Origin of the sequence: Candidatus Vicinibacter proximus, from assembly GCA_016713905.1 — a bacterium.
GTDB classification, from domain to species: Bacteria; Bacteroidota; Bacteroidia; order Chitinophagales; family Saprospiraceae; genus Vicinibacter; species Vicinibacter proximus.
On the sequence record JADJOE010000003.1, the window covers coordinates 1,127,521 to 1,147,206 of the forward strand.

Sequence of the window (19,686 nt, forward strand, 5' to 3'; positions counted from 1 at the left end):
ATTAACTGAAAAAACATAACTTTGCAAAATATTCATCATTTTTATATGACCAAAATACTTTTTACCTGCATTTTCTTGAACATAGCCTTCGTCTTAAATGCACAGATTTGGGACCCAAGAAAAAACTGTGTTGTGGATGTCAATACAGATCAGTGCATCTCGAATACTCTTCTAACAGCACTTCCATTTCTCAGGATAACACCTGATGCTCGTTCAGGCGCACTAGGAGATGCTGGCTTGGCATTAAGTGCAGATCCCAATGCAATGCATCATAATGCCGCAAGGTTGGCCTTTGCTGAAAATGACCTGGCAATTTCTGCAACATATTCACCATGGCTTCGAAACTTGGGAATCGATGACATCTACCTGTTATATTTATCCGGATACAAGAAAATTGACGATAATCAAACAGCTGGAGCTTCCATTAGATTTTTCTCATTAGGCACCATTGAATTTAGAAATGAGGCAGGTGTAGATGAAGGAACAGGACAACCAAACGAATTAGAAATTACAGGAGCCTACAGTCGAAAACTGTCTGATAAACTATCCGCAAGTTTGAGTGCTAAGTTTGTTTATTCTAATTTGGCCACAGGACGCTCTGTGGGTGGAGTTCAAATTTTTCCTGCAAAAACTTTTGGGGCAGATATTGGCGTCTTTTATAAAACACCAATGGGTGCCAGCGGAAGAAGAAATTATTTAAGTATTGGTTCCGCAATTACTAACATTGGTGCAAAAGTAACCTACACGAAATCCGTGGTAAAAGATTTTATCCCAACAAATTTTGGTATCGGAGGAAATTATGAAATGAATTTCGATGATTTTAATACCTTAAACATTATTCTTGATTGTAATAAGTTGCTTGTGCCCAGTACTATTCCATTCGGTCATCCAGATTTTGATAAAAACCAAAATACTATTGCAGATACCCGTGAAAAATCCTTGTTTGAAGGAATTCTTGGCTCATTCGGGGATGCTGTCGGCGGTTTGACTGAAGAAGTACAAGAAATAACTTTTTCTGGGGCATTGGAATATTGGTATGACAAACAATTTGCGGTAAGAATGGGATATTTTCATGAGCATGCACTCAAAGGCAACAGACGATTTTTCACATTGGGTTGTGGTTTAAAATACAATGTTTTTGGAATAAATCTCTCCTACCTGGTACCGGTAAATATCAACAGAAGCCCATTAGCCAATACGCTGAGATTCTCCTTTGTATTTGATATGGCAGCATTTAAGGACGACAATAATTAAAAAAAAATAAGCCAGTATAAGCCGGATTCTGTCATCTATAAGATGCGCTGTCATTTATCTGGATTCGATATCACTATCGAATTCTAGCTGCCTACCCTTCCATCTGCAAAATTGCACAATTGAGGCTTTGAATCCTTTCGGATTAATGGATTTATTTGGCATTTCAACACACAAGGTTTATCCGAAACCCACATTACTGTAAGCTTCTGTGTGCTCTTACCACACATTTTCACCCTTACCTTTACCAAAGTAAAGGCGGTAATTTTCTGTGACACTATCTGTTTCCACTCTTTAGTGGAACCCACCAGTTAGGTGGTGTGTTTCCTCACGTTGTCCGGACTTTCCTCTTGCCTTTAAAGGACAAGCGACAGACACTGGCTCGTACAAATTTACGGAAAGCAAAACTAAAGTTGGGATTTTTTCGCATTATAATTAAATACAATGTATAATACATTAACTTTATGCTGTGAATTTGGAGGATTTAAATCTGAAGAAGCATAAGCATTGGTTTTACCTATGGCTTATAGCCCTTTTGATGGTGGCGCTGGGTAAAATTTATGAGATTTACTATCCTGAATTTAAGCACGACAAAGGACACCAGTTTCTTAAAAACTGCCAACAGAAAATAAATCAGGTCGAAGCCGGGAGTAAAGAGTTAGAGGCCCAAATAAAAGGCATATACTACTCCAATCAAAATAAGGATGAATTTATTGCGGAAATAAGTAAAAGACTTAGCAATCATAGTCTTTTTTCAAAATTTTCCATCCTGTTTTGTGAAAACGAAAAACTCATCTATTGGAATCGAGATAATGTCAGATTCGACCCTAAGTGGTGTCCTTGTCTTGAAAATGAGGGTAGCGGGATTTTTGATTTTGAAAATAGTTATTATTTTGGAATTAACAAGACACTGAATTCAGAAAAATTCGGTTTATGCTACATAATTTATTCAGAACTTTCTCCAAACGATATTAATGGTAGGGAGTTTCATATTTCAGAGGAGAGAAATTCCAAAGAATCCCTTTCACTAAAAAATGAGAAAGGACAAAACATAGCTTTCATCAGTAATATCGGATCGAATCTGTCTTCTGAATTTTCAAACTTCATACTTATATTTTATTTACTTCTTCTAATAATATTTTACTACCCTACTCATTACTTCGGTAAAATATTTTTTAATATGGGTATGAATTCATGGGGATTCCTAACTCTTCTTATTGGAATTATAGCAACAAGCAGTTTGGCGAATTGGCTCGTCTCGAATCCGGATTATTTTGACAGCATTTTTACCTCATCTAAATTCAAAACGAACTATTTTCAGTACACATTATTTGAATTAATCGTATTGTCAATACTGGTATTCCATATAGCTTACTTTTTTCACAAATACTATATACTCAAAGTCAATCAACCTGCAGGAAAAAATTATGTTGACCTTATAATTCCTCTTTTTAATTATGCAATAACTTTTCTAGCCTTATTAGTTTATTGTAACTTGTTTAAAACAGTATTCGTAAAATCTGAATTCAGTTTTAATTTGGATAAATCAATCTTCCTGCCCCTTGAAAATTATCTACTTCTAATTTCGTTATTGTTGATTTTGATTTCTGTTTTTCTCATTGCACATAAACTCTGTTTAAGTACGATTAGCTATCAATTACCGATTAAAAGAAGAATTCAGCTTTTTACAATTGCGTTTGCCATTACAATACCTTTGCTTTATAAACTAAATCTAGAAATAACACTTATTTCATTCTTCCTTAGTTCATCAATCATAATTTGGCTGCTGGACTATTTTGTGGATTACAAACAAACCAGTGCATTATGGCTGATTAGTTGGATTTTAATTATCAGCTTCCTTACTTCAGGTTTGATTTTTCATTACCAAAATATCCGAAAAAGATATGAAAAAATAGCACTGCTCAACTCAATTACCACAATCGGTTATTCAAAATTAGACTCTAATACAACTTCCATTTCATCTGATGTAGGTATACTGATTGAAAAAAGCAATCAACTTGGTTATGACCTATTTATTTATGAAAATGAAACACCAAGGTATAGTTCCAATTTTAAAAAGCCTGAACTTATTCAATTAAAAAATGATCTAGGCACAAAGAGCAAGACCATAGTGGTAAGAAATTCAGAAGAATGGTTGGTTCAAAAAATAAAACCAAATTATTTGATTTTAATTTCACATCCAATCCCTTCAATTGTTAAGGCAATTTCTCTCTTCAGCTATTTATTTACGATACTGATAATACTTTCATACTTGGTTAGTTTGGTCCACCAAAAGTACCCTATACTTCCCGATGGATTGAATATTCAAGTAGATGACAAACCATCTCTAAGGACCAAAATCCAATTTTATATCATCCTTGGAATTGTATTTAGTTTTTTAATCATAGCATTGGTTACTGTTTTTTTTACAAAAAGGTCTGAACAACAAATTACAGAAGAGACACTATACAATAAAATCAAATATTTAAGCACTTTCCTTGAACAGTCTATTTCTTCTACTAATAATCTACAGGACGCCCAATTTGTTTTAACAGAACAAATAAAATCTACCTCATCCCTGTTTGACTATGGTGTTGAATTTTATGACAATAGAGGTTTTGAAGTTAACTTATACAAAAACCAATCAAGCACAAACACAAAAATAAAACTTTGCAATCCTTCATTTTATTTTTATTACCCTTTTGGAATTTCTGATATTGTCATTAAAGTGAATGATGACTTTAATAACCAAATTAAAATTTCTGGGTTTAAAAATATTTTTTTAAATAATCTCAGATTGGGAACCCTTGAAATGGTTAGCTACATTAATAATGAAAAAGCAAGAGATAATAGGTTGAATAACCTAATTAATACCTTGCTTAATATTTATGTATTCCTGTTTTTGATTGCAGCAAGTCTTGCTACCATCTTGGCCAATTCTATAACTTCACCTTTGGAGGTATTGAGTGATAAATTAAAATCTATGCGGCTTGGTAAAAGAAATGAAACACTTGATTGGTCAGGGCAGGATGAAATAGGTGAACTTATTCAGGATTACAACAGAATGGTCACTCAGTTGGATGAAAGCGCGGGTTTATTGGCTAAATCAGAAAGGGATTCAGCTTGGAGAGAAATGGCTAAGCAAGTAGCCCATGAGATTAAAAACCCATTAACTCCAATGAAGCTCAACATTCAGTATTTACAACAGAAAATAAAAAGTGGAGAAAAGGATCTTACCGAATTGATTCAAAGAATATCCGTTACCCTATTAGAGCAAATTGATGGATTGACTCAAATTGCAACGGAATTTTCAAATTTTGCAAAAATGCCAAAAGCTGAAAATGAAAAAATTCTAATAAATGATCTTGTCTCCTCTGTTCATGATCTATTTCGAAAAAGAGAGGATGTGGATATATATCTGATTGTTCCAATCGATGAACTATTTGTATTTTGTGACAAGAACCAGATGATTAGAGTATTGAATAATTTAATCAATAATTCTATACAAGCAATCCCTGAACACAGAAAAGGAAAAATTGATATCCAATTGGGTCAAAAAAATAACTTTGCATTTATCTCTATAAAGGATAATGGGGTTGGAATTGATGCAGAAATGAAAGAAAAGGTATTCTTACCCAATTTTACCACAAAAAATTCAGGTACCGGTCTAGGATTAGCCATGTGTCGACAAATTATTGAATCTGTAAATGGAAAAATTTATTTTATTTCCGAAATAAATGTTGGCACAGAGTTTATTGTAGAATTACCACTTATGCGTTTAGAAAAAAATACGAATTAACTTAAGATTAGATGTATTAAAGTATGCTTTCTTTCATTTGTAACATGATTATCTAGAATACGTTTAAACCGAACTCATCCTAACTTGTTTCACTATAAATAATCAGAATATATGGCAACTTGGGTAATCAATACAGGGCTGGTTTTCCTGGCATTCATAGGAATGGAATTTATGGCTTGGTTTACACATAAATATGTAATGCACGGCTTTCTTTGGACCTGGCATGAAGATCATCATAAGCCTCACCAACTAAAAGAAGGGTTCTGGGAAAAAAATGATCGCTTCTTTCTTGTTTTTGCAGTTCCGAGTTTCCTGTGCTATTTGTTTGGAAGTTTGTACCCTGATTTAAGATGGCTATTGTTTATCGGAATTGGCATTTCTATATATGGCATATGTTACTTTCTAGTACATGATGTATATATTCACAGAAGGTTTGAATGGTTTAAACCACTTGACAATACATATTCCAAGGCAGTGCTTAAAGCGCACGGTGCACACCACGCCAAGCAAACTAAAGAAGACGGGGAATCCTTCGGAATGCTTTTTGTAAACCCTAAATACTTTAGAAAGAAAAAAGCAATTTAATGATTAGGTAAGGATTACCAATCCAAAGATTCAAAAAGATTATTTGTATTACTTTTTTAAAACCTCTTTCATTTTTAAGCCAATTTGAGATGGGGATTCTACAACATGAATTCCACATTCCTGCATAATCTTAATTTTAGCTTCTGCAGTATCTTCTGCGCCCCCAATGATGGCTCCAGCATGTCCCATTTTTCTGCCCTTAGGTGCAGTCTTTCCGGCAATAAATCCAACTACTGGTTTGGTACCATAATCTCTGATCCACAATGCTGCATCAGTTTCCATACTTCCTCCAATTTCACCAATCATCACAATACCATCTGTCTCATAATCAGCCATAAGCATTTGAACTGCTTGAAGAGTTGTTGTGCCAGGTATTGGATCTCCACCTATTCCAATACACGTAGATTGTCCAAGACCAACCTGTGTAATTTGGTCTACAGCTTCATAAGTCAAAGTTCCTGAACGAGATACAATCCCTACCCGGCCTTTTCTATGAATAAAACCAGGCATGATTCCAACTTTAGCTTCCCCCGGTGTAATTACACCCGGACAATTAGGACCTATTAATGTACAAGGATAATTTTTAAGATATTCCATGACTTTTACCATGTCTTGTACAGGAACACCTTCTGTTATGCATATGATCACACTAATCCCTGCATCAGCGGCCTCCATAATTGCATCAGCAGCGAAAGCTGGAGGTACAAAAATGATACTGGTGTCTGCTTGAGTTGAATCAACTGCTTCATGAACCGTATTGAAAACAGGTAAATTCAAATGTGTTTGCCCACCTTTACCTGGCGTGACACCGCCTACAACGGGAGTTCCATAACTTACCATTTGCTCCGCATGAAAGCTTCCTTCTTTTCCTGTAAATCCCTGAACAATAATTCTGGAATTTTTATTTACCAATACACTCATGGATTATTTATCTGTTTTCTTTTTGGTTTCGATAATATAAATGTCTTCATCTTGTCTTGCCATAAAGTACTTCTCCCTGGCAAACTTTTCATAATTCTGTTCGAGGTCCTTTTTATCTTGTTTCGCTTCAGCGATCAATTGGACGTAATTCTCTCTTTGAGCTTTTAAATCAGCTAGTGAACCATAAATTCTAAACTGAGTAGCTAAATTAAACTTATCAAAAAAACACAAATAAACAATAAAAATCAGAATTGTTAACGGTGCTTTTTTCTTCCATGCATACCTTGTAATCCTGGAAGGTATGTGTAAAATATGCCTTTTATTCTCCATAAGAATAACATTTAAAGGCAAATATACATATCATTTATCTTTTAAGTATACTTTTACCGTAAAATTGAGCCTGATCACCCAACTCTTCTTCTATTCTAATTAGTTGATTGTATTTGGCAGTCCTGTCTGATCTGGATAGGGAACCGGTTTTTATTTGACCACAATTTAAAGCAACAGATAGATCTGCTATAAATGTATCTTCAGTTTCTCCTGACCGATGACTCATCACAGTGGTGAAGGAATTTCTTTGCGCCAATTGAACAGCATTGATAGTCTCCGTAAGTGATCCTATCTGATTAACTTTTATCAGAATTGAATTTGCTGCCTTTAGATTAATCCCTTCCTGCAACCTCTTTTGATTTGTAACAAACAAATCATCACCTACCAGTTGGATTTTACTACCAAGCATTTTATTCAAATTCACCCAGCCAGCCCAATCATCCTCTGCTAAACCATCTTCAATCGATATTAGAGGATATTTGGAAGTCCACCTATCCCAAAAGTCTACCATTTCATCCGAAGTTAAAGATTTAGAACCTGATTTATGAAAATGATAAAGCTTATCCGTCTCGTTATACATTTCCGACACAGCTGCATCCATGGCTAGCCAAACATCTTCTGCTGGCTTATATCCAGCACTCTCTATTGCTTTCAAGATAAGCTCTATAGCTTCCTCATTCGATCCCAATGATGGGGCAAATCCACCTTCATCTCCAACATTGGTTGAATAGGATTTTGATTGTAGAACTTTTCTTAAACTATGAAAAATCTCTGAACCAATTCTAATGGCATGACTTATGGATTCCGCTCCAACAGGCAAGATCATAAATTCTTGAAAATCAAGTTTATTGTCTGCATGCAAACCCCCATTTATAATATTCATCATCGGAAGGGGCATCAGATGCGCATTGGTTCCTCCTATATATCGGAACAAGGAAAGGTCTGTTTCCTCAGCAGCAGCCCTTGCGCAAGCCATTGATACGGATAAAATTGAATTCGCGCCCATTCTTGACTTATTCTCGGTGCCATCTAACTCAATCATTAATTGGTCAATATACCTTTGATCTGTAATTTCAACACCAATTATCCTGTCTGCTATTTCTTCTTCAATAAATGAGCAGGCATTTAAAACACCTTTACCCATGTATATGCTGTCATCCTTATCTCTTAGCTCGACGGCTTCATGTTTACCAGTAGAAGCCCCTGATGGAACTGCAGCACGACCAATAAATCCATCATAAGTCACCACTTCAGCCTCAACCGTTGGGAATCCTCTGCTATCCAAAATTTGTCTGGCGATTACATCAACTATTTCACTCATACAATTAATTTACAGTTTGACTAATGCCCAATTCTTTATTGATCATATTAGAAAATTGTTGAAATAAATATCTGGAATCATGTGGCCCTGGACCTGCTTCAGGATGATACTGAACACTGAAGACAGGACGGTCTATTATTCTTATACCTTCCACACTTTTATCATTCAAGTTAATATGGCTAAGTGAAATTCGGCTCTTATTTGCAAGCACCTCATTTGTATCCAAGGCAAACCCATGATTTTGGCAGGTAATTTCGCCTAATCCAGTTTCCAGATTCAGTACCGCATGATTTGAACCTCTATGACCATTTAGCATTTTTATAGTTTTTACACCCATTGCTAGGCCAAAAATTTGATGACCCAAACATATTCCAAAAGCAGGTTTCTGTGATTCTAATATCTTACTGGCTGTGTTTATGGCATAATCCATTGCAGATGGATCTCCGGGGCCGTTAGATAGGAAAAATGCATCCGGTTTCCAATCGACCATAGTCGCAATATCAGTTTGTGCAGGAAATACCCTTACATTAAAATGATGTTTGTTTAGTTGTTTTAAGATGCTTGACTTAATACCAAAATCCAATACAGCTAGCCTAACAGAATCCTCAGTATTAGGGAGATCATAAATTTGATTTGTAGTAACTTTTGAAGACAATTCCAATCCATTCATGTCGGGAACTGCATCTAACAAATCTTTAAGTTTATTAAGGTCAAATTCTTCATTTGAAATGATGGCATTCATCGCACCATGTGTCCTGATATGTCTTACCAATGCTCTGGTATCCACATCATGAATACATAATAAGCCATTGAGTTCTAAATATTCCTGTAATGAGGAGTCTGCATTCAACCTGCTGAAGTGATCAGAAAAGTTACGACACACAAGACCTGCTATTTGTATATTCCCAGATTCTACTTCCTTTTGATGCGTACCATAATTTCCAATATGAACATTGGTCATCACCAAAATCTGTCGAAAATAACTTGGATCGGTAAATATTTCCTGATAACCAGTCATCCCGGTATTGAAACATATTTCTCCGACAGTGGTACCTGTGATTCCTGCAGATTTGCCGTGAAAAACTGTGCCATCTTTCAACATAAGCACAGCAGGATCACGATAATTTTTAGACATTAAATTAAGTTATATAAAATAATTGCAAATATATACTCTCTCATCCACAGAACATAAATAAAATATCAAACAGGTTGACAAAACACTTAAACAATATGCCCCTTTTGCAAACGTTCTTTACAAATTTTATTGCAAAAAAAAAGCGGCAAAAAGCCGCTTTATAATTATTCTTTAGTTTCAGAATCTGGAGAATTAAATTCTTCAGAGTTGTTTTCCACAACACCCTCAGCTTCCGATTTAGTTTTCTTGGACGATCTTCTTGTTCTTTTTGCTGTTTTGGCTACAGGAGATTCTGCTACCGATGTTGAAACCATTACAGTGTTAAAATCAACAAGTTCTATCATGGCCATTTCTGCCCCATCTCCTTTTCGGAAGCCGGTTCGAATGACTCTCGTATAACCTCCAGGTCTGGTAGCTACCTTTTCTGCAACTTCTCCAAACAAGGAAGCTACGACATCTTTGTTTTGCAAATAACTAAATACAACTCTCCTTGAATGCGTTGAATTGTTTTTTGATTTTGTGATCAAAGGTTCAATATAAACCCTCAGTGCTTTAGCCTTAGCTACTGTGGTGCTAATTCTTTTATACTTTATGAGAGCACCCGCCAAATTTCTCAGCAAGGCCGAACGATGTCCCTTTTTTCTACTTAGATGGTTAAACGCTTTACCATGTCTCATGACTTAATCTTTTAGTCTATAATAAAATCAATAATACCGGATCAATTATTCTTCGTCCAGTTTATATTTTGAAAGGTCCATTCCAAAACTAAGGTTCTTTGATTGTAAAAGTTCCTCAATTTCGACAAGGGATTTCTTTCCAAAATTTCTAAATTTCAATAATTCGTGGGTATCAAATTTTACCATTTCCCCGAGCGAATTTATTTTTGCAGCTTTTAGGCAATTATAAGCTCTAACAGAAAGGTCTAGATCTTCCAAAGGTGTCTTCAATAATTTTCTCATGTGTAAGACATGTTCATCCACTATTGTATCTTCCTTACGTACCGCATCTTCAAAAGTGATATTTTCATCTGTGATGAGGAGTAGATGTTGTATCATTATCCTGGCTGCTTCTTTAACCGCCTCTTCAGGATGAATGGTACCATCAGTTTTAATGTCCAATAGCAACTTTTCGTAATCGGTTTTTTGTCCGACCCTAGTATTTGAAATACTGTATGATACTTTTTTGATAGGTGTATAAATAGCATCTACCGGAATTACACCAATTGGCAAATCCTTTGTCATATTTTCATCAGCAGGAACATAACCTCTTCCTTTTGCAATAGTAAGTTCAATCTCAAGATTCACAAAAGGCTCCATGTGACAAACCACCTGATCAGGATTTGTTACTTCAAAAACATTTGTAAATTTTTCGATGTCCCCTGCAGTAAAGACTTCTTTCCCACTAATGGTAATATATATTTTCTCTTCCTTAATCTCATCTTTTTCCAATTTGCTCTTCAAGCGAATTTGTTTCAGATTAAGAATGATCTCAATAACATCTTCTATAACCCCTTTGATAGTAGAAAATTCATGTTCAACACCTGCGATTCTAACATGGGTAATAGCATAACCTTCTAACGAGGAAAGGAGTATCCTTCTTAGTGAATTGCCAAGTGTTTGTCCAAATCCAGGCTCTAAAGGTTTGAATTCAAAAGATCCATCAAACTCCGTAGCTTTTTGAAGAATGATTTTATCGGGCTTTTGAAAATTTAATATACTCATATCCTATTATATTACTTTTAGTAAATGAATTCTGATTACTTAGAATACAATTCCACAATCAATTGTTCGTTGATATTCTCAGGGACTTGGTCTCTTGATGGGTATTGCAAAAATTTACCCTCCATTTTATCAGTATTCCACTCCAACCAACCAAATTTTCTTACATCCGATTTTTGAGCAACCTTATGACTTATGAAGTCGAGGTTTTGAGAATTACCTCTTACGGCCACGGTGTCCCCAGGTTTTAACCTTAATGAAGGTATATTGGCAACCTTACCATTTACGGTAATATGTCTGTGAGAAACTAATTGTCTTGCCCCCTTTCTTGTGGAAGAAATACCCATTCTATAAACGGTATTGTCCAACCTTGCCTCTAAAAACTGAAATAAAACCTCCCCTGTAACGCCAGATTTTTTGTGCGCATCATGGAAAATATTTCGAAACTGGCGCTCTAACACACCATATGTGTATTTTGCCTTTTGCTTTTCTAGCAATTGAAGAGCGTAATCGGATTTCTGTTTTTTCTTACGTGAAGGACCATGTTGGCCAGGAGGATACTTTTTCTTTTCAAAAGATTTGTCAAAACCTGTAAGGGACTGTCCAAATGCTCTGGATTTTTTAGTGACGGGTCCGGTATATCTTGCCATAAAATAGATTCTAATAAATGATTAGGGAAATTAGATACGTCTGTGTTTAGGAGGTCTACATCCGTTGTGAGGAATTGGCGTTAAATCGGTAATCTTCAATACTTTAATTCCTGTTGCATCAATGGCTCTAATTGCAGCTTCCCTTCCAGAACCAGGTCCTTTTACAAAAACTTCAGCAGATCGCATTCCTGCTTCAAAAGCAACGCCGGCAGCATCATTCGCTGAAAGTTGTGCGGCATATGGAGTATTCTTTTTTGATCCTTTGAATCCAGATTTACCTGCACTGGACCAACTGATAACCTCTCCAGCTCTATTACAAAGTGAAATGATGATATTGTTAAAAGTAGCTTGAATGTAAACCAAACCGTCAGCATCGACTTTAACTTTCCTCTTTTTAGCCTTTTTGCCTTTTGCCATTTCCTAATTTTTAACCGATTAGATGATTTATTATTTAGTTGCTTTCTTTTTGTTGGCAACAGTCTTTCTTTTTCCTTTACGTGTCCTTGCGTTAGTCTTGGTACGTTGACCTCTTACAGGAAGTCCCTTACGATGTCTAATACCCCTAAAACAAGCTATATCCATAAGTCTTTTAATACTTAACTGAACCTCAGAACGTAGCTCTCCTTCAACTTTTACCTCATCCTGAATCATTTTAGCAATCGACTGAACTTGATCATTTGACCATTCATTCACCCGAACACATTCATTAATATCTAATTTAGACAAGATATTTTTAGCCGTGGTGCTACCAATGCCATAAATATAAGTTAGGGCAATAACACCCCTTTTATTCCTTGGAAGATCTATACCTGCAATACGAGCCATTTGTTAAGTTTTAACCTTGACGTTGTTTAAATTTTGGATTTTTCTTATTAATGATATACAATCTGCCCTTTCTCCTGACAAACTTGCAGTCTACTGTCCTTTTCTTTATCGATGCACGAACTTTCATCTCGTTTATTTATATCTATATGTTATACGACCTCTTGACAAATCATAAGGACTCATTTCAACTGAAACTTTATCCCCAGGAAGAATTCGAATGTAATTCATTCTCATTTTTCCTGATATTGTGGCAATTATAAGATGATCATTTTGCAGTCTTACCCTAAACATGGCATTGGAAAGAGCTTCCTCTATAATTCCATCCTGCTGGATAAGATTTTTTTTGGTCATCTTTTGATTTTCGGAGTGCAAATATCTAACTTTTTTGGGATTTATTTTAATAATTCAGGATTATTTTTAACGGCATTTTTAATAATTTCATGATCTGAAAGAATCTTGGGGCCGTCCTTACAGATCGCAATGGTATGTTCAAAGTGTGCAGATGCCAATTTGTCTGCTGTTATCACAGTCCAACCATCCTTACTCTGTTTGACTTTCCTGGTTCCAAGATTGATCATAGGCTCAATTGCTATGGTTAGCCCCTCTTTTAACATAGGTCCTTTTCCAGCTTGACCATAATTTGGAATTTCAGGAGCCTCATGTAAAGATTTTCCTATACCATGTCCAACCAACTCCCGAACTACACCGTAATGATGAACTTTTTCAGCATGATTTTGAATAGCCCAACTAATATCCCCGACCCGATTGCCAACCACTGAAGCATTTATTCCAAGATACAGGCACTCTTCCGTGACCTGTATGAGTTTCCTTATTTTATCTGAGATTTGACCAAGACCAAAGGTATAGGCCGAATCCCCATAATATCCGTTCATTACAACCCCACAATCCACCGAGATTAAATCCCCTTCTTTAAAAAATACATCATTAGGGATTCCATGAACTACAGCCTCATTTATTGAAATACAAAGAGATGCAGGAAAACCATGATGACCTTTGAAAGCTGGAATACCTCCATGATCTCTGATGAACTCTTCCGCCCTTTTATCCAGAATATTTCCGGTACCTCCAACTTTTATAAGCTTTGAAACCTCTGCAATAGTTTCACAAACGAGAATGCTGCTTTTTCGAATGAGCTCAATCTCCTCATCATGTTTTAAATAAATCATGTATTTGGAGTAAAGGTTTTAACCGACAACAGGACCCATTCCGGTTGAACTCCTTCCTTCTATTCTACCGGACTTCACTAGTCCGTCGTATTTTCTCATTAATAAATAAGACTCAATTTGGGCTAAGGTATCCAGAACAACGCCAACTAAGATCAGAATAGACGATCCTCCAAAAAATCTGGCAAATTGCTGGTTTACACCAAACAAAACTGCAATCGCTGGAAGGATAGTAATTATTCCAAGAAAAACAGATCCAGGTAATGTTATTCTTGTTGTTGTTGTATCAATATATTCTTCTGTATCCGGACCAGGTTTGATCCCAGGAATGAAGGCATTATTCCTTTTCAAATACTCCGCGTAATTTTGGGGATTCACTATTAAAGCTGTATAAACATATGTAAATCCAACAACTAAAACAAAGGTTATAAAATTGTGCCAAAATCCATACGGGTCAGTAAGTGTCCTCATAACACCTGAACTTCCGACACTTGGATCTCCCGTAACATATTGTACAGCAGTCAAAGGAAGAAACATGATCGCTTGAGCAAAGATTATAGGCATTACTCCAGCGGCATTAACTTTTAATGGAATATAATCCCTGTCCGTTTGAACAGGCATGGCGCCACCGCCTCTTCCGACCATTCTTTTAGCAAATTGAATTGGAATTTTCCTTACACCCTGTACCACCAAAATCGAAGCAATTATTGTCAAAAACAAGATCACCAATTCGAATATGAAAAGGATCAAACCATTATTAGACAATTGGGACTGGATTTCAAAACTGAAGGCACCAGGTAGTGCAGCAATAATCCCTATCATAATGATCATGGAAACCCCATTGCCAATACCCCTGTCCGTAATTCTTTCACCTAACCACATTGAGAATATAGTTCCGGTTGCTAGAATAATACTATTGGAGAACCAAAAGATAAAGGGACTTACATCAGGCGCTACTGCACCAATAGATTGGATATAGGTAAGATAACCCCCACCTTGAACCAATGTAATGAAAACTGTAAGAATACGTGTTATTTGATTCAACTTACGTCTACCCGATTCCCCCTCTTTTTGTTGAAGTCTTTGAAAATAAGGGACCGCAAAACCCAACAATTGAACTATAATAGAGGAGGTAATATAAGGCATAATACCTAATGCAAAGATAGAAGCTTGATTAAAAGCTCCTCCTGTATAAGTGTTGATCAAACCAAACAAACTATTACTGCTATTAGATGCATTTGAAAGTACACCTGGTATCACACCAGGTAAAACGATAAATGATCCTGCACGAAAAACTGCTAATAGAGCAAAAGTGAAAAGAATCTTATCTCTTAATTCCTTTATACTCCAAATATTTTGTAAGGTTTCTATAAATTTTTTCATGATTTATATTATATGAGTTCTACAGAACCTCCTGCGGCTTTAATTTTATCCATCGCTGCTTGAGAGCATGCATGAACTTTTAAATTTAAATTTGCAGCAGCTTCTCCCCTTGCCAATAGTTTTATCTTTTCACTAGGCTTACAAACACCAAGTTGGTTAAAAATTTCTGAGTCGAAAGTCTTTGTATCATTCAGTTGTGCATAATCGGCTAACTGATCAAGATTTATAACCCTAAACTCAATACGAGAAATATTTTTAAAACCAATTTTAGGTAACCTCCTGTGCATCGGAGTCTGTCCACCTTCAAAACCACGCTTGACTTTAACACCAGAGCGAGACTTTGCCCCTTTGTGACCTTTTGTAGCAGTTCCGCCGTGGCCAGATCCTTCTCCTCTTGCAATTCGCTTTTCTCTGTGAATTGCTCCTTTTGCTGGTTTAAGATTGTGTAATTCCATGATCAGATCTTTTCAACTGTGACTAAATGTTTTACTTTCTCTACCATACCCATGATGGCAGGATTCATATCCAATTCTACTGCATCGTGTACATTGCGCAATCCCAAAGCCTCGATTGTTTGCTTTTGTCTAGCACTTGTCTTGATAATGCTCTTTACTTGAACTATTCTAACTCTTGACATAATTACCTGATTAAATACCTTCAAAAACCTTTTCTACTTCAAGTTTCCTTGATTTTGCAACTTCGTAAGGACTTCTAATTTTGGTCAAGGCATCAATAGTAGCCTTTACAACATTATGCGGATTAGAAGAACCATTAGACTTCGCCAAAACATTGTGCACTCCAGCGATTTCCAGAACTGCCCTCATTGCACCTCCAGCAATTACGCCAGTACCGTCGGAAGCCGGTTTGATAAACACCTTTCCTGCTCCAAATTTACCATGCTGGTCATGTGGAATTGTGCCTTTGTGGATGTAAACTTTTACCATATTTTTCTTGGCATCGTCTACAGCTTTAGAAATGGCATCTGATACCTCACGAGCTTTACCCAACCCTTGACCTACAGTGCCATGGCCATCACCAACTACAACCAATGCAGAAAAACTAAAAGTTCTTCCCCCCTTGGTTACTTTCGCAACACGGTTTAATGCGACCAATTTATCTTTTAGTTCAGTTTCTGCAACTTTAACTCTGACAACATTCGTTTTAGCCATAAAATTTCAATGAATAATTAAAAATTAAGTCCACCTTCACGTGCTCCTTCAGCCAAAGCTTTTACACGACCGTGATAAATATAACCGTTTCTATCAAACACAATAGTGTTAATGTTATGCTCAATTGCTTTTTGAGCAATCATTTTACCAACTTCCTTAGCTTGTTCAGTTTTGTTTACTGTTAATCCTTTAGATGTGGCTGCACAGATAGTATGGCCCTTTGTATCATCTACCAATTGACAATAAATTAATTTATTGCTTTTATAAACAGACAACCTTGGACGTTCAGGAGAACCGTTGATTTTCCTCCGAATCCTAAATTTTACACTCTGCCTTTTTTCTAAACTATTTTTCATACAAAAGGAATTATAATTATTTACCAGCTGACTTACCAGCCTTTCTTCTCAAAATTTCTCCGGCAAACTTGATACCTTTTCCTTTGAAAGGCTCAGGTTTTTTGAAGGATCTAATTTTAGCGCACACCTGACCTAAAAGCTGTTTGTCAGATCCCTTTAAAATAATTTTAGGATTTTGTCCCTTTTCAGTTAATGTTTCTACTTTGATATCATCCGGAACATAGAACATTATTGGATGTGAATATCCAACGGAAACTTCAAGCAGATTTCCTGTATTGGAAACACGAAATCCCACACCGACTAACTCCATTTCTTTAGTAAAACCATCAGAAACACCGGTAATTAAATTACTAACCAACGCTCTGGTAAGTCCATGAAGTGATTTGTGGCGTTTTTGTTCAGTCGGACGAGTAACATTTAGTATCCCCCCATCAATACTGAGACTCATATCAGGATCTATCACTTGAGTTAACGAACCTTTCGGCCCTTTTGCTGTGATCCTGTTTTTTTCTATACTTACTTCGACCCCACTCGGTATCGAAATGATTTTTTTACCAATCCTTGACATATTGATTTAACTTTTATCAACCTTAACAAACGTAACACAATACTTCCCCTCCTACATGCTGTTTTCTGGCTTCTTTGTCTGTCATAATGCCCTTCGAAGTGGAGATAAGTGAAATTCCTAATCCATTTATAACTTTAGGTAAATCATCGGCTGGCTTATAAATTCTTCTGCCTGGCCTGCTTACTCTAACCAACTCTCTAATTACAGGTAATTTAGTGATGGTATCATACTTCAAGGCAATCTTGATAGCACCTTGTTTGTTTTCAGTTTCAACAAAGGTATATTTCAAAATATAGCCATAATTGTATAGAATCTCTGTAAGTGTCTTTTTAAGTGCAGAAGCAGGAATTTCCACTACTCTATGTCCAGCTGCCTGGGCATTTCTAATTCGTGTAAGAAAATCTGCAATAGGATCTGTAACTATCATAATAAACTATTCTTATTAAATTTTTACCAACTTGCTTTTGTAATTCCAGGAATCTTTCCATCCAGAGCCATCAATCGAAATACGTTTCTTGAAAGACCGAATCTCCTCATATATCCTTTAGGTCTTCCTGTCAATTGACATCTGTTTTTTAATCTGACAGCTGAACTATTTTTTGGAAGCTTATCCAAAGCATCCCAATCACCTTCTTTCTTCAGTTTTGCCCTTAAATCAGCAAACTTTGCGACCATTCTTTCTCGCTTATGTTGCCTTGCTATGATTGATTTCTTTGACATATTCGATATTAATTCTTAGCGTTTTTAAATGGAAGTCCCAATTCTTTTAACAATGTATAAGCCTCTGCATCTGTTTTAGCAGTAGTCACAAAAGTTATATCCATTCCGGCAATCTTATTGATTTTATCTAGATCAATTTCCGGAAAAATTATCTGCTCAGTAATTCCTAAAGTATAATTACCTCTACCATCAAAACTATTGTCATTGATCCCCCTAAAATCACGTACCCTTGGTAAGGCTACGGTAATAAACCTGTCAAGGAATTCATACATTTTTTGAGACCTCAAGGTTACTTTAACACCAATTGGCATCTTTTCCCTCAACTTAAAATTTGAAATGGCCTTTTTAGAATAAGTAGCAACCGGTTTTTGGCCAGTTATGATACTTAATTCGCCCAAAGCAACATCAATTAGTTTTTTATCTTGAGTGGCTGCACCGATACCTTGATTGATGCTGATTTTGACCAATCTTGGAACTTCCATAACTGATCCGTACTTGTACTGCTCCATGAGCGCAGGAACCACATTCTTTTTATAAAATTCTGCTAATCTTGGTACGTAACTCATTACTTAATGATTTCATTGGATTTTTTAGAAAACCTAACCTTAACTCCCTTTTCCTCACGGTAACCAACCCTGGTTGGTTTTCCAGATTTGGGGTCTAATAAGGATAAATTAGAAATATGCAAAGGGGCTGACATTTCGACAATCCCACCGGGATTGTTATTTGTAGGTTTCATATGTTTTTTCACAATATTTACCCCCTCTACAACTGCCCTGTTTACTTCTTTCAAAACAGAAACAACGGTACCCTTTTTTCCTTTTTGGGAACCTGCAATAACCTGTACGGTATCTCCTTTTTTAATTTTCAGTTTCATCACCTGGATCTTAACTTTAATTATAAAACTTCGGGTGCCAAGGAAACAATTCTCATATAATCCTTTTCCCTTAACTCTCTGGCCACAGGACCAAAAATCCTGGTTCCTCTAGGCTCATCATTAGCATTCAAAAGAACAACTGCGTTATCATCAAATCGGATGTATGAACCGTCTCTCCTTTTTACTTCCTTCGCAGTTCGAACAATCACTGCTTTTGAGACTGTCCCCTTTTTTACCCCACCTGGTGAAGCTGATTTTACAGAAACGACAATTTTGTCTCCTAATGAGGCATACCTTCTGGCAGTACCTCCCAAAACCCTAATACACAAAACTTCCTTTGCGCCACTATTATCTGCTACCCTAAGCCTGCTTTCTTGTTGTATCATAACGCTGTTTTTTATTCACCTTTCTTAATTATTTCTACAAGTCGCCAGCATTTTAATTTACTAAGCGGCCTCGTTTCCATGATTTTTACCAAATCACCAACATTGCATTCATTTTTTTCATCATGGGCATAATACTTCTTGTTTTTCTTTACGTATTTGCCATATTTTGGATGCAAAAGTCTTTGCTGAATGGTGACTGCAATTGTCTTTTCCATTTTATTGCTGCTTACTACACCAACTCTTTGTTTTCGAAGATTTCTTTCCATGCTGGAGATTATATTAATTGTGTCTTCTATGAGTGACTTGATAATTATTTTCTTTTCGTTAACTCAGTATTCATCTGGGCAATTTCTCTTCTTAAGTGCCTGATAACTGAAGGATTAGATAATCCTTTTACCTTATGTTCAAACCTTAACTTATGAAGGTTATCTTTTGCCACCTTAAGATCTCTTTCTAGAGTCTCAAGGTCGGTATTTATGATATCGGAATATTTTTTAAGCCCCATAAC

28 protein-coding genes and 1 other RNA gene are annotated in these 19,686 nt (G+C 36.1%); 3 read left to right on the top strand and 26 right to left on the bottom strand.

From position 1 onward, the window contains the following. Positions 1 to 45 precede the first annotated feature (45 nt). Positions 46 to 1,254, top strand: coding sequence for a type IX secretion system outer membrane channel protein PorV (porV, locus tag IPJ83_12945; protein ID MBK7881455.1), 1,209 nt, complete (start codon positions 46 to 48; stop codon positions 1,252 to 1,254). A gap of 3 nt (positions 1,255 to 1,257) precedes the next feature. Here the strand turns inward: porV and rnpB are convergent. Beyond that, an RNA gene (rnpB, locus tag IPJ83_12950) (RNase P RNA component class A) lies at positions 1,258 to 1,636 on the bottom strand. 84 nt (positions 1,637 to 1,720) lie between these two features. On the opposite strand from rnpB, the gene IPJ83_12955 reads away from it, so the two are divergent. Then, on the top strand, positions 1,721 to 5,050 hold the full coding sequence (locus IPJ83_12955; GenBank protein MBK7881456.1) for a HAMP domain-containing histidine kinase: 3,330 nt from the start codon (positions 1,721 to 1,723) through the stop codon (positions 5,048 to 5,050). 111 nt (positions 5,051 to 5,161) lie between these two features. After that, complete coding sequence (locus IPJ83_12960) at positions 5,162 to 5,635, top strand: sterol desaturase family protein (GenBank protein ID MBK7881457.1); 474 nt, start codon at positions 5,162 to 5,164, stop codon at positions 5,633 to 5,635. A 48-nt stretch (positions 5,636 to 5,683) separates the two neighbouring features. Here the strand turns inward: IPJ83_12960 and sucD are convergent, their stop codons facing one another. The 25 genes from sucD to rpmC all read right to left on the bottom strand — a co-directional run bounded on the left by sucD (position 5,684) and on the right by rpmC (position 19,683). Next, positions 5,684 to 6,556, bottom strand: coding sequence for a succinate--CoA ligase subunit alpha (sucD, locus tag IPJ83_12965; protein MBK7881458.1), 873 nt, complete (start codon positions 6,554 to 6,556; stop codon positions 5,684 to 5,686). Between the two features lie 3 nt (positions 6,557 to 6,559). After that, on the bottom strand, positions 6,560 to 6,886 hold the full coding sequence (locus tag IPJ83_12970) for a septum formation initiator family protein (protein ID MBK7881459.1): 327 nt from the start codon (positions 6,884 to 6,886) through the stop codon (positions 6,560 to 6,562). Positions 6,887 to 6,920: 34 nt separating this feature from the next. Continuing rightward, a complete protein-coding gene (gene eno / locus IPJ83_12975) occupies positions 6,921 to 8,207 on the bottom strand; it encodes a phosphopyruvate hydratase (GenBank protein ID MBK7881460.1) in 1,287 nt (428 codons plus the stop codon). Between the two features lie 4 nt (positions 8,208 to 8,211). After that, positions 8,212 to 9,342: a glutamine-hydrolyzing carbamoyl-phosphate synthase small subunit gene (carA, locus tag IPJ83_12980; protein ID MBK7881461.1), complete on the bottom strand. Its 1,131-nt coding sequence runs from the start codon at positions 9,340 to 9,342 to the stop codon at positions 8,212 to 8,214. A gap of 164 nt (positions 9,343 to 9,506) precedes the next feature. After that, positions 9,507 to 10,019 (bottom strand): 50S ribosomal protein L17, encoded by a 513-nt coding sequence (rplQ, locus tag IPJ83_12985; GenBank protein MBK7881462.1) that lies wholly within the window; start codon positions 10,017 to 10,019, stop codon positions 9,507 to 9,509. 45 nt (positions 10,020 to 10,064) lie between these two features. Then, a complete protein-coding gene (locus tag IPJ83_12990; GenBank protein MBK7881463.1) occupies positions 10,065 to 11,063 on the bottom strand; it encodes a DNA-directed RNA polymerase subunit alpha in 999 nt (332 codons plus the stop codon). 35 nt (positions 11,064 to 11,098) lie between these two features. Continuing rightward, entirely contained in the window at positions 11,099 to 11,710 is a 612-nt protein-coding gene (rpsD, locus tag IPJ83_12995; GenBank protein ID MBK7881464.1) for a 30S ribosomal protein S4, read from the bottom strand. 30 nt (positions 11,711 to 11,740) lie between these two features. Continuing rightward, positions 11,741 to 12,127 carry a 30S ribosomal protein S11 gene (gene rpsK / locus IPJ83_13000; GenBank protein ID MBK7881465.1) on the bottom strand — a complete coding sequence of 129 codons (387 nt, stop codon included), beginning with the start codon at positions 12,125 to 12,127 and terminating at the stop codon, positions 11,741 to 11,743. Between the two features lie 30 nt (positions 12,128 to 12,157). After that, positions 12,158 to 12,535: a 30S ribosomal protein S13 gene (rpsM, locus tag IPJ83_13005; GenBank protein ID MBK7881466.1), complete on the bottom strand. Its 378-nt coding sequence runs from the start codon at positions 12,533 to 12,535 to the stop codon at positions 12,158 to 12,160. 10 nt (positions 12,536 to 12,545) lie between these two features. Further along, the gene (gene rpmJ / locus IPJ83_13010) at positions 12,546 to 12,662 is read right to left on the bottom strand and encodes a 50S ribosomal protein L36 (GenBank protein ID MBK7881467.1); all 117 of its coding nucleotides are present in this window, start codon (positions 12,660 to 12,662) and stop codon (positions 12,546 to 12,548) included. Positions 12,663 to 12,667: 5 nt separating this feature from the next. Beyond that, a complete protein-coding gene (infA, locus tag IPJ83_13015) occupies positions 12,668 to 12,886 on the bottom strand; it encodes a translation initiation factor IF-1 (protein MBK7881468.1) in 219 nt (72 codons plus the stop codon). Between the two features lie 41 nt (positions 12,887 to 12,927). Beyond that, positions 12,928 to 13,722 (bottom strand): type I methionyl aminopeptidase, encoded by a 795-nt coding sequence (map, locus tag IPJ83_13020; GenBank protein ID MBK7881469.1) that lies wholly within the window; start codon positions 13,720 to 13,722, stop codon positions 12,928 to 12,930. An 18-nt stretch (positions 13,723 to 13,740) separates the two neighbouring features. Then, positions 13,741 to 15,102 carry a preprotein translocase subunit SecY gene (gene secY, locus IPJ83_13025; GenBank protein ID MBK7881470.1) on the bottom strand — a complete coding sequence of 454 codons (1,362 nt, stop codon included), beginning with the start codon at positions 15,100 to 15,102 and terminating at the stop codon, positions 13,741 to 13,743. An 8-nt stretch (positions 15,103 to 15,110) separates the two neighbouring features. Beyond that, positions 15,111 to 15,557 carry a 50S ribosomal protein L15 gene (rplO, locus tag IPJ83_13030; protein ID MBK7881471.1) on the bottom strand — a complete coding sequence of 149 codons (447 nt, stop codon included), beginning with the start codon at positions 15,555 to 15,557 and terminating at the stop codon, positions 15,111 to 15,113. A gap of 2 nt (positions 15,558 to 15,559) precedes the next feature. Continuing rightward, a complete protein-coding gene (gene rpmD / locus IPJ83_13035) occupies positions 15,560 to 15,739 on the bottom strand; it encodes a 50S ribosomal protein L30 (GenBank protein ID MBK7881472.1) in 180 nt (59 codons plus the stop codon). A 10-nt stretch (positions 15,740 to 15,749) separates the two neighbouring features. Continuing rightward, a complete protein-coding gene (rpsE, locus tag IPJ83_13040; protein ID MBK7881473.1) occupies positions 15,750 to 16,271 on the bottom strand; it encodes a 30S ribosomal protein S5 in 522 nt (173 codons plus the stop codon). A 17-nt stretch (positions 16,272 to 16,288) separates the two neighbouring features. After that, a complete protein-coding gene (locus IPJ83_13045) occupies positions 16,289 to 16,627 on the bottom strand; it encodes a 50S ribosomal protein L18 (GenBank protein ID MBK7881474.1) in 339 nt (112 codons plus the stop codon). Between the two features lie 16 nt (positions 16,628 to 16,643). Continuing rightward, positions 16,644 to 17,195: a 50S ribosomal protein L6 gene (rplF, locus tag IPJ83_13050; GenBank protein ID MBK7881475.1), complete on the bottom strand. Its 552-nt coding sequence runs from the start codon at positions 17,193 to 17,195 to the stop codon at positions 16,644 to 16,646. Positions 17,196 to 17,217: 22 nt separating this feature from the next. After that, on the bottom strand, positions 17,218 to 17,622 hold the full coding sequence (rpsH, locus tag IPJ83_13055; GenBank protein ID MBK7881476.1) for a 30S ribosomal protein S8: 405 nt from the start codon (positions 17,620 to 17,622) through the stop codon (positions 17,218 to 17,220). Between the two features lie 23 nt (positions 17,623 to 17,645). After that, entirely contained in the window at positions 17,646 to 17,915 is a 270-nt protein-coding gene (gene rpsN / locus IPJ83_13060) for a 30S ribosomal protein S14 (protein MBK7881477.1), read from the bottom strand. Positions 17,916 to 17,923: 8 nt separating this feature from the next. Then, positions 17,924 to 18,481 (bottom strand): 50S ribosomal protein L5, encoded by a 558-nt coding sequence (gene rplE, locus IPJ83_13065; protein ID MBK7881478.1) that lies wholly within the window; start codon positions 18,479 to 18,481, stop codon positions 17,924 to 17,926. Next, positions 18,481 to 18,786, bottom strand: coding sequence for a 50S ribosomal protein L24 (gene rplX / locus IPJ83_13070; GenBank protein ID MBK7881479.1), 306 nt, complete (start codon positions 18,784 to 18,786; stop codon positions 18,481 to 18,483). The genes rplE and rplX overlap by 1 nt, the downstream gene beginning before the upstream one ends. 26 nt (positions 18,787 to 18,812) lie before the next feature. Beyond that, complete coding sequence (gene rplN / locus IPJ83_13075; protein ID MBK7881480.1) at positions 18,813 to 19,178, bottom strand: 50S ribosomal protein L14; 366 nt, start codon at positions 19,176 to 19,178, stop codon at positions 18,813 to 18,815. Positions 19,179 to 19,189: 11 nt separating this feature from the next. Beyond that, entirely contained in the window at positions 19,190 to 19,444 is a 255-nt protein-coding gene (gene rpsQ, locus IPJ83_13080; GenBank protein ID MBK7881481.1) for a 30S ribosomal protein S17, read from the bottom strand. Positions 19,445 to 19,488: 44 nt separating this feature from the next. Next, positions 19,489 to 19,683, bottom strand: coding sequence for a 50S ribosomal protein L29 (gene rpmC, locus IPJ83_13085; GenBank protein ID MBK7881482.1), 195 nt, complete (start codon positions 19,681 to 19,683; stop codon positions 19,489 to 19,491). Positions 19,684 to 19,686 lie beyond the last annotated feature (3 nt).

Coding starts and splice junctions, on each gene's coding strand:
- rpsN (MBK7881477.1), bottom strand. CDS start 17,915: ATGTCAAAGAAATCAATCATAGCAAGGCAACATAAGCGAGAAAGAATG.
- rpmJ (MBK7881467.1), bottom strand. CDS start 12,662: ATGAAAGTTCGTGCATCGATAAAGAAAAGGACAGTAGACTGCAAGTTT.
- rplE (MBK7881478.1), bottom strand. CDS start 18,481: ATGAGTTACGTACCAAGATTAGCAGAATTTTATAAAAAGAATGTGGTT.
- rpsE (MBK7881473.1), bottom strand. CDS start 16,271: ATGGCTAAAACGAATGTTGTCAGAGTTAAAGTTGCAGAAACTGAACTA.
- map (MBK7881469.1), bottom strand. CDS start 13,722: ATGATTTATTTAAAACATGATGAGGAGATTGAGCTCATTCGAAAAAGC.
- rpsQ (MBK7881481.1), bottom strand. CDS start 19,444: ATGGAAAGAAATCTTCGAAAACAAAGAGTTGGTGTAGTAAGCAGCAAT.
- carA (MBK7881461.1), bottom strand. CDS start 9,342: ATGTCTAAAAATTATCGTGATCCTGCTGTGCTTATGTTGAAAGATGGC.
- IPJ83_12970 (MBK7881459.1), bottom strand. CDS start 6,886: ATGGAGAATAAAAGGCATATTTTACACATACCTTCCAGGATTACAAGG.
- infA (MBK7881468.1), bottom strand. CDS start 12,886: ATGACCAAAAAAAATCTTATCCAGCAGGATGGAATTATAGAGGAAGCT.
- rpsH (MBK7881476.1), bottom strand. CDS start 17,622: ATGATAGTTACAGATCCTATTGCAGATTTTCTTACACGAATTAGAAAT.
- IPJ83_13045 (MBK7881474.1), bottom strand. CDS start 16,627: ATGAAAAATAGTTTAGAAAAAAGGCAGAGTGTAAAATTTAGGATTCGG.
- rplN (MBK7881480.1), bottom strand. CDS start 19,178: ATGATACAACAAGAAAGCAGGCTTAGGGTAGCAGATAATAGTGGCGCA.
- rpmD (MBK7881472.1), bottom strand. CDS start 15,739: ATGTCAAGAGTTAGAATAGTTCAAGTAAAGAGCATTATCAAGACAAGT.
- rpmC (MBK7881482.1), bottom strand. CDS start 19,683: ATGGGGCTTAAAAAATATTCCGATATCATAAATACCGACCTTGAGACT.
- rpsD (MBK7881464.1), bottom strand. CDS start 11,710: ATGGCAAGATATACCGGACCCGTCACTAAAAAATCCAGAGCATTTGGA.
- sucD (MBK7881458.1), bottom strand. CDS start 6,556: ATGAGTGTATTGGTAAATAAAAATTCCAGAATTATTGTTCAGGGATTT.
- rplQ (MBK7881462.1), bottom strand. CDS start 10,019: ATGAGACATGGTAAAGCGTTTAACCATCTAAGTAGAAAAAAGGGACAT.
- rplF (MBK7881475.1), bottom strand. CDS start 17,195: ATGTCAAGGATTGGTAAAAAAATCATTTCGATACCGAGTGGGGTCGAA.
- IPJ83_12960 (MBK7881457.1), top strand. CDS start 5,162: ATGGCAACTTGGGTAATCAATACAGGGCTGGTTTTCCTGGCATTCATA.
- rpsM (MBK7881466.1), bottom strand. CDS start 12,535: ATGGCTCGTATTGCAGGTATAGATCTTCCAAGGAATAAAAGGGGTGTT.
- rplO (MBK7881471.1), bottom strand. CDS start 15,557: ATGGAATTACACAATCTTAAACCAGCAAAAGGAGCAATTCACAGAGAA.
- rpsK (MBK7881465.1), bottom strand. CDS start 12,127: ATGGCAAAAGGCAAAAAGGCTAAAAAGAGGAAAGTTAAAGTCGATGCT.
- IPJ83_12990 (MBK7881463.1), bottom strand. CDS start 11,063: ATGAGTATATTAAATTTTCAAAAGCCCGATAAAATCATTCTTCAAAAA.
- eno (MBK7881460.1), bottom strand. CDS start 8,207: ATGAGTGAAATAGTTGATGTAATCGCCAGACAAATTTTGGATAGCAGA.
- porV (MBK7881455.1), top strand. CDS start 46: ATGACCAAAATACTTTTTACCTGCATTTTCTTGAACATAGCCTTCGTC.
- secY (MBK7881470.1), bottom strand. CDS start 15,102: ATGAAAAAATTTATAGAAACCTTACAAAATATTTGGAGTATAAAGGAA.